10 protein-coding genes are annotated in these 14842 nt (G+C 69.2%); 2 read left to right on the top strand and 8 right to left on the bottom strand.

All coding sequences use genetic code 11. The features are described from left to right. Window positions 1–152 precede the first annotated feature (152 nt). The 6 genes from QL985_RS03510 to QL985_RS03485 all read right to left on the bottom strand — a co-directional run bounded on the left by QL985_RS03510 (window position 153) and on the right by QL985_RS03485 (window position 9352). Complete coding sequence (locus QL985_RS03510; RefSeq protein WP_208546741.1) at window positions 153–1013, bottom strand: metal-dependent transcriptional regulator; 861 nt, start codon at window positions 1011–1013, stop codon at window positions 153–155. Between the two features lie 4 nt (window positions 1014–1017). Further along, window positions 1018–2358, bottom strand: a complete 1341-nt coding sequence (locus QL985_RS03505; RefSeq protein ID WP_208546739.1) for a hypothetical protein — start codon at window positions 2356–2358, stop codon at window positions 1018–1020. 49 nt (window positions 2359–2407) lie between these two features. Beyond that, window positions 2408–3370: an Abi family protein gene (locus QL985_RS03500; protein WP_050899493.1), complete on the bottom strand. Its 963-nt coding sequence runs from the start codon at window positions 3368–3370 to the stop codon at window positions 2408–2410. Between the two features lie 115 nt (window positions 3371–3485). Further along, a complete protein-coding gene (locus tag QL985_RS03495; protein WP_245190502.1) occupies window positions 3486–6905 on the bottom strand; it encodes a type ISP restriction/modification enzyme in 3420 nt (1139 codons plus the stop codon). Beyond that, on the bottom strand, window positions 6902–8308 hold the full coding sequence (locus tag QL985_RS03490; protein ID WP_290147589.1) for a DEAD/DEAH box helicase family protein: 1407 nt from the start codon (window positions 8306–8308) through the stop codon (window positions 6902–6904). Before QL985_RS03490 ends, QL985_RS03495 begins: the two co-directional genes overlap by 4 nt. A 189-nt stretch (window positions 8309–8497) precedes the next feature. Continuing rightward, window positions 8498–9352, bottom strand: coding sequence for a 3-hydroxyacyl-CoA dehydrogenase (locus QL985_RS03485; protein ID WP_019310584.1), 855 nt, complete (start codon window positions 9350–9352; stop codon window positions 8498–8500). Window positions 9353–9676: 324 nt separating this feature from the next. Between QL985_RS03485 and QL985_RS03480 the strand changes: the two genes are divergently transcribed. Further along, window positions 9677–11092, top strand: a complete 1416-nt coding sequence (locus QL985_RS03480) for a solute carrier family 23 protein (protein WP_257744673.1) — start codon at window positions 9677–9679, stop codon at window positions 11090–11092. A gap of 268 nt (window positions 11093–11360) precedes the next feature. Here the strand turns inward: QL985_RS03480 and QL985_RS03475 are convergent, their stop codons facing one another. After that, a complete protein-coding gene (locus QL985_RS03475) occupies window positions 11361–12422 on the bottom strand; it encodes an enoyl-CoA hydratase/isomerase family protein (RefSeq protein ID WP_259906169.1) in 1062 nt (353 codons plus the stop codon). A gap of 196 nt (window positions 12423–12618) precedes the next feature. Next, complete coding sequence (locus QL985_RS03470) at window positions 12619–13872, bottom strand: TDT family transporter (RefSeq protein WP_259906098.1); 1254 nt, start codon at window positions 13870–13872, stop codon at window positions 12619–12621. Window positions 13873–13943: 71 nt separating this feature from the next. On the opposite strand from QL985_RS03470, the gene QL985_RS03465 reads away from it, so the two are divergent. Then, a partial coding sequence (locus QL985_RS03465; protein ID WP_259906096.1) for a LysR substrate-binding domain-containing protein occupies window positions 13944–14842 on the top strand: 899 nt, incomplete at its 3' end.

The raw sequence follows: 14842 nt of genomic DNA, 5'->3' as shown, positions 1-14842 counted from the left end.
AAGGGTAGGACATGCTCCGGTCACCTGCTGTTCATCTTGCAGGCCCGCGACGGCGCCGGGCACGGCGGGGAATCCACAGCCTGGGGAGGCGTCGGTCGGTCCAGCGCGAGGCTGACGCTGTCCGCTGCCGGCCCGGGGAGCGTCCGTCCCGGTCAGCTCGCGTGGGTGAGGGCCTGCACCCAGACGGCCTCCGCCACGAGGATGCCGAGGTCCACAGCCTCGCCACCGGCTGCGTCCGTCCCCGCGGTGCCGGGCGGTCTCCGCATGTGCCGAGCGGCGGGCGAGCCGCCCCCCGGAACGCGAGTGTCCGGCGCGACGGAGCAGCTGTCCCCCGGCAGGTCCGCATCCCCCGTGACGGGCGATCCGTCCTCGAGAAGGCCACCGTCCGGCGTCGTGCCCCCTGCGGACACGCGCACCCGCACCGTGGCGCTGCGGGCCGGGCCCGGAAGCACCCGCAGCACCGCGCCCGGCCGGATCCCCGCCTCGGCGAGCACCCGCAGGGTCTCGGGACTCTCGTCCGAGACGCGCGTGACCCGCACGGGCTCCGGGTGGGTGACGTCCGCGAGCGGAACGGCCGGGGCGGGGGTGACCACCCCGTCCCGTGAGGGGATCGCGTCCCCGTGCGGATCCTCGGAGGGGTGGCCGAGCTTGGCGTCCAGGCGGTCGATGAAACGGTCGGTGACGGCGTGCTCGAGGACCTCGGCCTCGTCGTGGATCTCGTCCCACGAGTAGCCCAGCTCGGTGGCCAGGAACATCTCCAGGATCCGGTGGCGGCGCACCATGTGCACGGCCACGTCCCGCCCCTGCTCGGTGAGCTCCACGACCCCGTAGGAGGGCCGGGTCACCAGGCCCTGCGCGGTCAGCTTCTTCAGCGCCTCCGAGACGGTGGAGGCCGCCAGGCCCATGCGCGCGGCCAGCGAGGTGGTGGTCACCCGCTCCGGCTCCCACTCCCCGAGCCGCCAGATGGTCTTCAGGTAGTCCTGGGTGGACGGGCTCAGCTCTGCGGGATGCACGGGTTCAGGCTAGCGGCCCGCCGGGGACGTCCCCAAGGGTTCGCCCCGCGGCGTTCGCGCCAGGGACGGCGGGCGGGGGCGACGCCGCTCGGTCCGTTCCCGAGGCCGCGCCCGGGCTCACGTCCGGGGTCGCTTCGGGCGCCGCGGCACCCGGCGACGCCGCGCCGTGGGCTGCGCGCGAGGGGTCACCGTGCGGCGTCGTCAGGTCCTGTGACGGGGACGCGCCCGCGCGCAGGGCCCTGTACTCGTCCCGCACGTCGAGGCCGTGGCGGACCTCGTCCAGCGCGGGTTCCAGGAACGTAGTGCGGTAGGTGGCGTCCGTGCCGATGCTCACGATGAAGTTCAGGGCGCTGAACGCGGCCAGCACCAGGCAGACCTGCACGAGGGGCTTGTTGAAGGGCAGGGACGCGAACACGCCGCCGAAGGTCTCCGGCGGGCTGCCGATCCACTGCGTGGCCGTCACGGGAGACACCGACAGCACCCCGAAGACCACGTAGAACACGAAGACCACCACGCCCAGCAGGGTCACCTGGATGAGACTGATGAGCACGCACATCGCGGTGATGCTGACGCGTTCGGAGAACCGCAGGTCCCGGGCCCCGGAACGGTCGTCGTACGTGCGGATGATCTGGGAGATCTCGTCCCGGGCGTTGAGCGTGGCGAGCGCGATCCCCAGGGCCGCCATGACCCCCACGATCGCCCACGTGCGTCCCATGGACAGCTGCGCCACCACCTGCCAGATCTCCGCGTTGAAGAAGGAGAACAGCAGCGCGAGCATCAGGATGGGCAGCACCCGGCCCACCATGGACCCCAGGTGGTTGAGCTCCCGCGCCGCCCGGCGGAACGCCCACGTGGTCACGGTGCCCACGCCGAAGTACGAACCGAGCAGCACCACGGCCAGGAGCACGAGCGTCTCCGCGAACCCGGACCCGCCACCCACCGGGCCCAGCCACGGCAGCAGCACCAGGCCCGCCACCGTCAGGACACCCACCACCGTCCGAACCATCGGAGGACACCACCGCAGGACCAGGCTCGCGAGCCACCACACCAGGGGAAAGCAGAACGACACCAGGGTGCCCACGCCGAGGGCCACCAGTACGTCCTCGGAGGGGTGCTCCAGCTGCGCGGGGGTGAGCCCGCGCGCGGCGGCCTCCACGATGGTGTCCCCCAGCAAGAGGGTCAGGGCCCCCAGCAGCGCGGGGGCACTGCGGCCCAGCAGCCCCTGCAGGCGTGCCCGAGGCTCCAGCACGAGGGGCAGGCCCATGCGTCGCAGGGTGGCGCGAAGAGTCTCGACCTGGGGTCCGGAGCGGTGCAGGTGGCTGGGCATGGGGTCATCCTCGCTCATGGCCGCCGGTCCTTGCCATCCCGTGGTGACTGGCACCAGGCCGTGGGTGTCATGACGACCACAGCGATTGACGTTCCCACCCGTCCGGAGCGCCCATGGATGTGATGTCCAGACGAGCGACGGACGGAAAACTTCTCAGGACAGCCGGCAACAACCTGGCTTTGCCCACACCGAGGGTCCGCACGAGGTACTGCACCACAGTGAGCTGTGTAAAACACCGCGCGTTCTCGTCTTCGCCCCCGGCGGGGAAGTCCGGGTGGGCAGAGCGCGGTAGTTTGGGAACGAGGGTGTAGACGCGGTTGTACATCCGGCCCTGGTGGGCCGCGTAGTTGCGCAGCATGTTCATGGACTTCAACCACGATCCAAGCTGAGCGGAGGAGAGCCCCACGCTCTCAGCCAACACAGTCTGGACCTTGAGCGGGGAAAGCCGGTACAAGGCGGAGAGACTGCCCCAGTCCATCACCTCGACGGCGGCCCAAATCGGCAACTTGCTTCCGTAGTGCTCGCGGTGGTGCGCGACGAAGTCCTCACGTGAACACCTGACGTCTTCGGCGTGACGTGTGAACCACCGCCGATACTGCAGCGAGGGCTCGGCAGCACTGCCCTGCACGCGCGCAGTCGGCCCCAGCAGTCGGGGCTCCAGATGAGCGCACGGGTCGATCCGCCCCAGCTCGTGACCCAGCAGTGCCCGCATGGCGAGCTCGATGGGACCGAGAGCAGCCAGAACCGCCGCGCGCAATCTGGCATCGAACTCGTAGAGAGCCATCACATCGTCGAAGGACGTGCCCTCCAGGAACGTGTTGCTCATGCCCTCACCATCGAGGTGCCGGCGGCGGTAGGGGTACCAGTACCCACTGAGCCGGTAGTAGTTGGTCGTGCGGAGCACGCTTTCGGCCAATGCGGGATCCGCCACCTGCATCCCACGTGACTGCAACAGACGAACCTGCTCCGAGTAGGTCTGGAAGACCTTGGGCGGCCTTTCCCGTTCTGGAACACCACCGTCTGTTCGCATGGCACCATGCTACGAAAAAAGAGGACCGGCCCTGGACCCCCGAGGGGGCGGAACCGGTCTTGATAATACGAGTGTATACCGTGGCATACACACGCACCACCCCGACCGGCCCACCTCACACGGTCCCCGGCAGCCCCTTCACAATCTCCATGGTCCGCACGCTCACCGTGGTCACGCGCTTGACGAGGTCCACGATGTAGCGGGGGTTCTCGTGCTCCAGCGCCCAGTCGTTGGGGTCGTTCACGATCCCCGACGCCTTGTCCGTCTTCACCCGGTACCGGTCCAGTAGCCACTCCAACCCCGAGCGCGAGCCCAGCATGTACTCGTGCGCCGCCTCCGGGATGCCGCTGAGCGTGATGTTGCCGTTGTACACGATCACCGAACGGTCCTTGGCCCTGCCCGTGCCGCCCCAGCGCATCTTCGTGACCTGGTAGAACGCGGGGTCGGACTCGTCGCCCGTGCTGTGGGACTCGGTCAGCGGGTACGGCTCCACGGTCTCGTAGCCGATGTGGAGGTCCATGAGCTCGCGCCCCGCCCGCGCGTACGCGCGGAAGTTCTCGGCGGAGCCGGGCAGCGGGATGCGCGGAAGCTGCCGCTTGAGGTCCGCCGCGTACTTCTGGCGGTAGGTCGGATCGTGCAGCTGCGCGTACACGCTCGCGAAGATCTCGTCCTTGCTCACGCCCTCCCCGAACGCCTCCGTGTAGCGCGCCAGGGTCTCGTCCGTCACGTTGTCGATCCGCCGGTACCCACCCACGACGACGCCGCTCTCGCCCCCGCCCAGCCCCAGGTCCAGTTCCGTGGGATTCTCGTTCTCGGCGGGGGTGCCCAGGGGTTCGTAGGTGTAGCGGGGGAAGAACTGGCCCGCCTTGCCGAAGAGGTCCAGACACGGGATTTCGTTCACCGCCATCAAGGCAAAAGGCTGGCCGGGATTGATCCCGTGGATGTAGAACCCGTAGTTCTCGTGCTCCGGGGTCGGGAACATCTTGGGCAGCTGCCCACGCTCGTGGTTGTATCCCGGCGCAAAGTACAGGTGCTGTTTCGTGAATGGGCGGTAGATGCTCTGTCGCACCGCCCCCGGCGATGGAGTGAGTGCGCGATCTTTGGCGGCCAACTGACGCAGCGACCGGCTCCACGAAAGCCGTGTGGGATCTGCGTGGGTGGGCGAGGATTTCAGCCATTGGGCCACCGCGGACTCGTTCGGCGACACAGTCCGTTGCTGTGCAAAGCGCTTACGGGCAATTTCATACGCGGCTGTCATGCCCTCGATATTTTCGACAAGATCACGGGCTGAGAACTCGTAGACCCAAGCGTCGCGGCTCGACTCCAATCCGCGGCAAAACGTACGAAAAACTGTCGACTTTTCTGATCCGGTATTCTTGGCCCCCAGCGGCGCGTACTCCTGGAACTCGTCCGTGGACTGGTTGAGCCACTCCCCCTTGGCATTGGGCTCCAGGGTCTGCCAGCCCTCGTCGCTCAGACCGGCAGTGCGGATGATGTCGAGTTTCTCCTCGCGGGAGAGGTAGTCCCCGATGTCCCGGTAGTGCAGCTCACAGTCCCCGGTGTGCGCGGGGTCCTTCACCGCGAGCAGGACGGCCACCGTAGTGCGGCTGCCCCCACCGAAGACGTTTCCCGCCTCTTTCTTGCGCAGGTCTCCCGCGCCGCGTGCATTGCCGCGGGTGTTGAACACGTACAACCGGTCGAAGTCCCGCACCAGCGACTTGCGGATGCCGTCCGCCGAGTTTCCGTCGATGTACCCGCCGTTGGTCACGTACGCCAGAATGCCCCGGTCCCCGATCCGGTCCGACCCCCAGCGCAGGGCGCGCACGTAGGAGTCGTAGAGACTGTTCTTGTTCTGGCCGCTTCCCAGAGCCGCATAGGTGTCCCGAATCCGCGCATCCAGCGTGGGGTAGGCCAGGTTCGCGTTGTTGTCGTTCGCACTCGTCTGCCCCACCGAGTAGGGCGGGTTACCCACGATCACGCGGATGTCCGCGTCCAGCTGCTTCTGCGCGCGGGAGTTGTTGCCCGTGAACACCTCGCTGTCGATCACGTCCCGGTCCTCGGACATCTGGAACGTGTCCCCCAGCACAATGCCCTCGAACGGGACATACATCCCGCCCTGCACACCGTGGTACGTGGCCTCGATGTTGATCGCGGCAATGTAGTAGGCCAGCAGCATGATCTCGGTGGCGTGCAGCTCCTCCGCGTACTTGCGGGCAAAGTCGTGCGGGGAGATGATCCCGGACTCGATGAGCCGCACCATGAACGTTCCGGTTCCCGTGAACGGGTCCAGCACGTGCACGTCCCGGTCCGTGAGCCCCGCCCCGAAGTGCCGGCGGGAGAGCTCGTCCACCGAGCGCAAGATGAAGTCCACGATCTCCACCGGGGTGTACACGATCCCCATGGCGTCCGCCTGCTTGGGGAACGCCTTGGTGAAGAAGTTCTCGTACAGCTCCGTGATGATCCGCTGCTTGCCCTCGGGGTTGTCGATTCCCGTGGCCCGGCGCTGCACGCTGTCGTAAAAAGACTGCAGCGTGGTCGTCTCGGACTCCAGGTTGTGCCCGGCCAGCGTGTCCACCATCCGCTGCATCACCACGGACACCGGGTTGTGCGCCGCGAAGTCGTAGCCCTCGAACAGCGCATCGAACACCGGCTTGGTGATCAGGTGCTGGGACAGCATGGAGATCGCGTCCGTGGCGGAGATGCCGTCGTTGAGGTTGGCCCGCAGCGCCGTCACGAACGTGTCGAACTGCTCCGCGACCTCCGGGGTGGGATCCTGGGTGACCAGGGCGGTGATCCGCTCGGTGTGCTTGGCCGCCACCTCCGCAATGGTCGCGGACCAGTTCTCCCAGTACTCGCGGTCCCCCACCTTCTGCACGATCTTGGCGTAGATGGCGTCCCGCCACTCCTGCGCATTCTCGAACGGCAGGTCCAGCACGGTCTGCTCGCCGTGCTCGTTGGTGGGGACCACCACCGTGGAGTCGTCGTCCACGGTCACCGGGATCACGTCCAGGCGGTCGTCCCGGTCCTGGTTGAGGTCGATGTGGTTGACCATCGCCTCGAAACGGTCGTCGTGCGAGCGCAACGCGTTGAGCACGGACCAGATGACCTTGTACTTCTTGCTGTCCTTCAGTGCGGCCTCCGGCGCCACCCCGGAGGGGATGCCCACCGGCAGGATGATGTACCCGTAGTCCTTGTCCTTGGCCCGGCGCATCACCCGCCCCACGGACTGCACCACGTCCACCTGCGAGTTGCGGGGGTTGAGGAACATCACCGCGTCCAGGCTGGGAACGTCCACGCCCTCGGAGAGACACCGCGCGTTGGTGAGGATGCGGCACTCGTCCTGCTCAGGCTCCGCCTCCAGCCACCGCAGCTTGCCGCCCCGCTGCGCCACGTTCATGGTGCCGTCCACGTGCTCGGCGCGCAGCAGCAGATCCTGCGGGTTGTCCTGCGTGAGCTGCTCGCTCACCCGCTCCAGCGCGTCAGCAACCCGCTGCGACTCGCGGATGTTGGAGGCGAACGCCACCGCGCGTTTCATGGGGGCGTTCGGGGGGGGGAGGCCTGCATTCCAGCTTCGGAACCGCGCGTGGACAGGCCCTTCCAGCAGCCGACCATGCGGGCGACGTCGTCAATGCTGAGCTGGCCGTCCTCGTCCGTGAGCAGCTCCTGGAACTGGCGCGTGATCGCGGCCTCGTCCACCGCGAGCACCAGGACCTTGTAGTCGCTGAGCAGACCGCCCTCCACGGCCTCGCCGAAGCCCAGGCGGTGGAACTCGGGGCCGAACAGTGCTGCGTCGTCCATGGACGCGACCACCACGGAGTTCTCCTCCGCCTTCTTCCGGGTGCCCTCGTCGAACACGCGCGGCGTGGCCGTCATGTAGAGGCGCTTGGTGCCGCGGATGAAGGACTGGTCGTGGACGCGCACGAACGCGGAGTCCTCCTGACCGGCCAGCGTGGCGCCGGTGGTGCGGTGGGCCTCGTCGCAGACGATCAGGTCGAAGTCCGGGAAACCCATCTGCTGCGCCTGGTGCAGCACGTCGATGGACTGGTACGTGGAGAACACCACGGTGCGGCCCGCGTAGTCCGGGAAGCGATTCAGTTGAGTGATCAGACGTTCGGCGCTCGTGGTGGCCGGCAGCGCCAGGTCCGTGGAGGAGATGTCATCCGCGGTGCTCTTGCCCACCTTCACGTCCGAGCACACCGCGAACGCGCGGAACTCCTCGGAGGCGTCCCGCTTCCACTCGGTGAGCGTCTGCGAGAGCAGGGAGATGGACGGCACCAGGAACAGCACCGTGGCGTTCTCCGGTGTCTGCTCCTGCATGATCTGCAGCGAGGTGTACGTCTTGCCCGTGCCGCACGCCATGATGAGCTTGCCGCGGTCGTGGCTCTCGAACCCCTCCTTGACCGCCGCCATGGCCTGCAGCTGGTGCGGGCGTGGGGACTTGCCCTCGTCCGTGCGGACCATGTGCTCCGGCTGGTCCAGGTTGAACTGGGACCAGTCGATGGGGGCATCCGCCAGCTGGGCCAGCCCCACCGTGGACCACGGCTTGTCCAGGTTGTCGATGGTCTTGCGGGTGTTGCCGCCCAGCTCCTTGAGGGAGGTGGAGACCATCAGCCGCTCACCGAACTCAGCCGTGGCGGACGCGGAGATGAAGGAGTCGATGTCCCCCTTGGCGATCACCTTGTCCGGATCCTTGAACTTGCACTGGATCGCGACCTTCTCGCCCGTGTCTGCGCGGACGCCCACCAGGTCCACGCCGATGTCCGAGCGGTTGCCCCGCTCCGGGTACTCGTTCCACAGCCACACCTTGGAGAACGAGTACGCCTGGTCCGTGAGCAGGTAGGACCGCATCAGCCGCTCGAACTTGTCTCCGCGGTCACGGGTGTCCAGCGCCCCGTAGTAGAGCTTGTCGAGCAGTTCACCGAATGCGTCCTGGGTCATGCCGATCATTATTCATGGACCCCGGGAGAGACCGAGGACCCACGCCGAGCCGCTGCAGCGGAGCTTCTGCTCGCAGGAGGCGTGCAACAACGGAGCAAATGCAGGAAATGGCGCTCAGATCTGCACTTGCTCCGTTATTGCACGGCTTAGGCAGTGGCCGTGCGCGGCTTGGTGCCGGGGCACCACCCCTCACTCGTACGTGTAGAACCCCTGCCCCGAGCTGCGGCCCATGTGGCCCTGGTCGATGAACTCCCGCTTCACGCGTTCCGCCACCCGCTGGGACTCCTCGGTCCCCGCGTTGAGGTTGATCTGGTAGTACGTCTCCATGCCCACGTGGTCCAGGATCTGGAACGGGCCCAGCGGGGATCCGGTGGCCGTTCGCCACGTCTTGTCGATGTCCTCCGCCTGGGCGATGTCGTTGACCCACAGGTGCGACGCCGCCGTGAGGAACGGGACCAGCAGGGTGTTGAGGATGTAGCCCGCCTGCTCCTTCTGGATGTGGATGGGCACCATCCCGATCTCCTCCGCGAACTGCAGGACGGCCTGCACCGCTGCGGGGTCCGTGCCGGCGTGGCCCATGACCTCGCCGGTGTTGTTGCGCCACACCTCGTTGGCGAAGTGCAGCGCCAGGAACCGCTCCGGGTGGCCCGTGGCCTCCGCGATGTCGCTGGGCAGCAGCGTGGACGAGTTCGTGCACAGCAGCGTGTCGGACGGTGCCGCCTCCCCGATCTGCGCCCACACCTTCTTCTTGAGCTCGAGGTTCTCGGGGACCGCCTCGATCACGATGTCCGCGTCCGCGAGCGCCGCCGTCAAGTCCGTGGTTCCGCTCAACCGCGACGTCGCGGCCTTCCGCTGCTCGGGCGTGGCCGCCATGTCCCGCGTGTACAGCAGGGACAGCTTCTCCCACTTCCCGGGCAGCGCCCCGACGATCTCCTCGCTGATGTCGTACACGGTCACGGTCTTGCCGAAGTACGCCGCCTGGAACGCGATCTGCGATCCGAGCACCCCGGATCCGATCACGGTCACGTTGGTCAGTTCAGCCATGATGTTCCCCCACTCCTGTGTGAGTCACGCTCGCGCGAGTCGGCCTCCGCGGGCCCGAGGACCACGGGCGTGGCCCCCGTCACTCACCGTACTCGCCCGTAGGTTTCGCGCCAGGGGCCGACGACGCCGCACGGCCGCCTCCCCCGGTGCCCTCACCAGCGCGCACGTGGTCCCGCGAGGGCCCCTCATCGCGCGATTCCCGCGGCGCAGCCCCGGTGGCCCTGACCCGCGCCGTCATGCCCCTCCGGGCCCGCTGGCCTTCCCCGCCCGCGCACTAGAATCCTCGGGGCGGCATCCACGGCCCGCCCAGGAGAAGGAGCACCCATGAGTTCGCCGGTTTCCCCCGACCACACCCCGCCCACGCAGGACGAGCAGCACGAGCCGCGCGGGCGGAACCGGCGCGGCGGCGTCGTCGAGCGCCTGGGCCTGAACTGGCGACTGCACGGAGACGGCAGGCACGTGGCCCCGGGGGACGTGGTGACCCCGCGGGAGCGGCTGGCGTGGCCGCGGACCATCTCGATCGGTGCGCAGCACGTGGTGGCGATGTTCGGCGCCACGTTCCTGGTGCCGCTGCTCACGGGCTTCCCGCCGGCCACCACGCTGTTCTTCTCGGGCATCGGCACCGTGCTGTTCCTGGTCATCACGGCGGGGCGCGTGCCCAGCTACCTGGGGTCCTCGTTCGCGTTCATCGCCCCGATCACCGCGTCCGTGAACCAGTACGGTCCGGGTGGCGCACTCGGCGGCGTGATCATGGCCGGTGCGTCGCTGTTCCTGATCGGTGTGATCGTGCAGGTCGCGGGCACGGGGTGGCTGCAGAAGCTCATGCCCCCGGCGGTCACGGGCACCATCGTGGCGCTGATCGGGTTCAACCTGGCGCCGTCCGCCAAGGAGAACTTCACGGCCGCGCCCGTCACCGCGCTGGTCACGCTGGGCTCCATCGTGCTGATCTCCGTGCTGTTCCGCGGTCTGCTGGGCCGGCTGTCCATCCTGCTGGGCGTGGCCATCGGCTACCTCACCGCGGTGCTGCGCGGCGAGGTAAAGTTCGACGCCATCCAGGCCGCGTGGGAGCAGCAGGGACTGTTCGGGCTGCCGCAGTTCCAGGCGCCCGAGTTCCACCTCAGCATGGCCGGGCTGTTCATCCCCGTGATCCTGGTGCTCGTGGCGGAGAACATCGGCCACGTGAAATCCGTGGCCCTGATGACCGGCGACGACCTGGACCCCTACACCGGCCGTGCCATCATGTCCGACGGCCTGGCCACCATGATCGCGGGCGCCGGCGGCGGCTCCGGCACCACCACGTACGCGGAGAACATCGGGGTCATGGCCGCCACGCGCGTCTACTCCACCGCCGCGTACTGGGTGGCCGCGCTCGTGGCGATCCTGCTCAGCGTCACCCCCGTGTTCGGCGCGGCCGTCGCGACCGTGCCCCAGGGCGTGCTGGGCGGCGCGGCCACCGTGCTCTACGGCATGATCGGCATGCTGGGCGTGCGGATCTGGGTGCAGAACCGCGTGGACTTCTCCAACCCGGTCAACCTCACCACCGCGGCCATCGCCATGATCGTGGGCATCGGCGACTACACCTGGTCCGTGGCCGGGCTCGACTTCGCCGGCATCGCCCTGGGCACCGCAGCTGCCCTGGTGGCCTACCACCTCATGGCGGCCATCGCGCGCGCCCGCGGCTCCGTGGGCTCGGACCCGCTCACCCCGGACACCTCGCAGAGCCCCTCGCCCCTGGGCTGAGCTACCAGCACCCGCGCGAACGACGACGCCGCACAGCCGGCCCCGCGCGCACCCTCACCATGCGGGCGCGGGCTCGGTCCCGACCCGGCCCCCGGGCAGCCCGGCGCCGACACCACCCGGTCGAGCCCGCAGGTCCGGACACGGGCGTGCGCCGGAAGCCACAGGGAACCCGCAGCAGCGGCACGCAGCACGACACCCCGCACACGTCCTCGTGTGCGGGGTGTCGGCGTCTCAGGGGGTCTGCGCGGTTCAGCTCCGGATGGGCGGCTCAGACCCGGATGGGCAGCTCCGACTTCTCGGACACCAGAGCCCGGATGCGATTCTCGTCCACTTCGGCGGCGGTGGCCGGCTCCCACTGCGGGGACTTGTCCTTGTCCATCACCATGGCGCGCACGCCCTCGATGAAGTCGTGGCCCACCGCGGTGTCCTCCGCCATGCGCAGCTCGCGTTCCAGGCAGGACACCACGTCGTCGTCCTCGGAGCCCTTGGTCAGCAGCTCGAACACGCGGGCCAGGGAGGTGGGGCTCATGCCGTCCAGGTCCGAGCCCGCGTTGCGCACGACCTCCTCGAGGGTGTCCGCGCCGTAGGTTGCCACGATGTCGTCCCACCGGGCGGGGAACTCGGACTCGGGGGCGTCCTTGGAGTACTTCTGCACGGCGGCATCCACACCGTCCGTGGTGACGGTTTCCACGAACGCGTCCACGTCCGAGGAGTCGATGAACACGTCCGCCAGGCCCAGGGCGATCGCGTCCGCCCCGGTGATCCGCACACCGCCCAGCCCCAGGTACCGGGCCACGGCGAGGGACTCGCGGCGGGCGGCGTCGTCGTCGATGGCGGCCCCGGCCCCGCGGGTGACGCGCGGCAGGAACCAGCTGGCCCCCACGTCCGTGAAGAAGCCGATCGCGGTCTCCGGCATGGCCATGACCGTGGTCTCCGTGACGATCCGGTGCGAGCCGTGGACCGAGAGCCCCATGCCGCCGCCCATCACGATCCCGTTCATCATGGCCACGTACGGCTTGGGGTAGCGGGCGATCACCGCGTTCATGGAGTACTCGGTGCCGAACGCGTCCCGGATCTCGTCCTCGTGACCCTCCAGCGCGGCGGTGCGCACCTCCTTGATGTCACCGCCCGCGCAGAAAGCCTTGGGCAGCTCGGAGCGCACGACCACCTCGGTGATGGCGGGATCGTCACGCCACATCTGCAGGGCGTCCACCAGCTGGTGGTACATGCTGCGATTCAGGGCGTTGAGCGCCTTGTCACGGGTGAGGGTCAGCAGTCCGGTGTGTCCGACGATCTCGGTGCGGACGAGGGATTCTTCGGTGGCCTTCATGATCCCCATGCTAACGAGCCGAACCTGAACGTGTCGCGGCGGTCACATCCGCGTCCGCGATGCCGCTCGGGGGCGGCATGCAGAGGCCCGGGGCCGCGTCGGTGACGTGGGCCCCGGGCCTGGCGTGCGGCGTCGTCGTCCCCCGAGCCCGACGACGCCGCCCGCTCCCGTGCGCGCCGTGCGGGCGCGGTGGGTGTCAGGACGCGGTGCGCGGGATCCGCTCCTCCGCGGCCTCCTCGGTGGTGAACAGGTAGGCGCGCACCGCGCGGATCGTGGCGACCGTGCACAGGGTCCAGGTGCACAGCAGCACCAGGCACACAGCGTCCGAGGCGATGCCGAAGGCGCGGACCCCCGTGCCGCCCTCGAGCCCGTGCAGGCCCAGGCAGACGGTGCCGATGGGGAACGTGAGCGCCCACCATCCCGGCGAGTACGGCATCCCCTGCCGGAACCCGCGGACCGTCATGGCCGTGGCCCACACGATCAGCGGAACGCCGCAGCTGAGCATCACGATCCCGTAGGCGTTCGCCACGTGAACCAGCGTGGTCGTGTCCTCCGGGAGCACGAAGCGCTGCGCCTGCACCGCGATCGCCTGCGCGGCGGCGGTGGACTGGCCCACCACGCCCAGCGGGATCCACGCGCTCGTGGAGGCGGCCAGCGGCAGCGGTGCCACGCGCCAGTGGTGGTGGTAGGCCACGGCGAAGACCACCAGGCCGAGCACGAGCGCCAGGAAGAAGCACGCCACGGTGGTGATCACCAGCAGCAGCTGACCCTCGCGGGTGGCCAGGTGCGGCACCAGGGCCGAGCCGGTGGTCGCGGACACCATGGGAGGCACGATCGGCAGACCCCACGTGGTGGTGGGCGCCCCCACGTCCCGGCCGATCAGCCGCACCGCGAAGCCCAGCGCCGTGAGGATCCCGAGCACCGTTCCCACGGTCCAGAGCACCCCGTCCACCGCCCAGGCGGCCGGGGCGAGAGAGGGCCAGTGCGCGGGCACCACGGTGGCGGTGGCCGATCCCAGGGACAGCACACCCATGGCCACCATTCCCCACGTGGCGAGCACCGGGAGGTCCCGGATGGTTCCCGCGAGCACCGCCGGGCGGCGCACGATCCGCAGTGCGAACGCCGCGGTCAGGCCCACGAAGATGAACCACCCGATCACCAGCAGCACCACCGCGAGCGCCTGGGCACCGGGAAGGTCCCCGCTCAGCGTCTGCGTGAGGGTCGCGGCAATGCCTGTGCCCATGAGAGAGCCGTACCACTGCGGGCCGGCGGGCGGCAGCGGGAGGGCGTTGACCGTGGACTTCTTCCCGGGTGCCGCCCCGGATGCGCTGCGAGAGACGTTCTGGGACCGGGTCGGGCTGGCGGTCCGGGAGGCAGGGGTTTCTGCGTTTGCGGAGGCAGCAGCGGGCGCGGGCACGGGCGCAGCAGCGGGCTGGGAAGGGCGGGTCATCTCTCCAGGATGCGGCTGTCATGCTCGCCCGGGTAGCCCTCGATCCCGTATCCGGGGTATATCCTGCGGATATGTCTCAATGGCCGGATGTGGCGGCACTCGAACTGCTCGTGGCGGTCGCGGACCACGGCAGCCTGGCCGCCGCGGCCCGCGCCGTGGGCACCGCCCAGCCCAACGCCAGCCGGTCCATGGCACGGCTGGAGCGCTCGGTGGGGGTTCCCCTGCTGCATCGCTCCACCCGCGGCTCCACCCTGACCCCTGCCGGCCTGCTGGTCACGGACTGGGCTCGGGACGTGGTGGCCGCGTCCCGCCGACTCGTCGACGGCGCCGCCCTCCTCGCGCAGGACTCTTCCCATTCACTCTCGCTGCGGGTGTCCGCGAGCCAGACCGTGGCAGAGCACCTGCTCCCCCGGTGGCTCGCGGAGATGCGTTCCGCCCACCCGGAGTCACGGGTGCGCGTCACCGTGCACAACTCCCACGAGGTGGTCCGGGACGTGCTGCGCGGTGCCGCGGACGTGGGGTTCATCGAGGCGCCCGCGCCCCCCTCCGGACTGCACCACACGGTGGTGGCGCGGGACGAGCTCGTGCTCGTGGTGCCGTCGGGACACCCGTGGGCCTCACGGCAGGACCCGGTGACCACCGCCGAGCTCACCACCACACCGCTCATCACCCGGGAGGCCGGCTCCGGAACCCGCCTGGCCCTGGACGAGGCACTGAGCCGGCCAGTGACCTCCCTGCTGGAGATGCCCAGCAACGCGGCCGTGCGGGTCAGCGTGCAGGCCGGCTCCGGGCCGGCTGTGCTCAGCCGCTTGGCGGTGGGTGACGCCGTGGCCGCCGGCACCCTGGTGCAGGTTCCCACCGTCCTGGACCTGCACCGCGAGCTGCGCGCGGTGTGGCACGGCCCCCGGCGGACGCAGGGCCTGGCGGCGGAGCTGATCGCGGTGGCACGGCGCACGGACCCGCCGGGCCC

It is taken from the genome of Kocuria sp. APC 4018 (assembly GCF_030407675.1).
Classification (GTDB): Bacteria; Actinomycetota; Actinomycetes; order Actinomycetales; family Micrococcaceae; genus Kocuria; species Kocuria rhizophila.
The sequence above is the reverse complement of the archived record's forward strand: the minus strand, read 5'-3'. Positions and strand labels throughout refer to the sequence as shown.

What these genes read in the sequence shown, in the direction of transcription:
- QL985_RS03505 (WP_208546739.1), bottom strand. Translation starts at nt 2,358, where the DNA reads ATGAGCGAGGATGACCCCATGCCCAGCCACCTGCACCGCTCCGGACCC.
- QL985_RS03500 (WP_050899493.1), bottom strand. Translation starts at nt 3,370, where the DNA reads ATGCGAACAGACGGTGGTGTTCCAGAACGGGAAAGGCCGCCCAAGGTC.
- QL985_RS03495 (WP_245190502.1), bottom strand. Translation starts at nt 6,905, where the DNA reads ATGAAACGCGCGGTGGCGTTCGCCTCCAACATCCGCGAGTCGCAGCGG.
- QL985_RS03490 (WP_290147589.1), bottom strand. Translation starts at nt 8,308, where the DNA reads ATGACCCAGGACGCATTCGGTGAACTGCTCGACAAGCTCTACTACGGG.
- QL985_RS03485 (WP_019310584.1), bottom strand. Translation starts at nt 9,352, where the DNA reads ATGGCTGAACTGACCAACGTGACCGTGATCGGATCCGGGGTGCTCGGA.
- QL985_RS03480 (WP_257744673.1), top strand. Translation starts at nt 9,677, where the DNA reads ATGAGTTCGCCGGTTTCCCCCGACCACACCCCGCCCACGCAGGACGAG.
- QL985_RS03475 (WP_259906169.1), bottom strand. Translation starts at nt 12,422, where the DNA reads ATGAAGGCCACCGAAGAATCCCTCGTCCGCACCGAGATCGTCGGACAC.
- QL985_RS03470 (WP_259906098.1), bottom strand. Translation starts at nt 13,872, where the DNA reads ATGACCCGCCCTTCCCAGCCCGCTGCTGCGCCCGTGCCCGCGCCCGCT.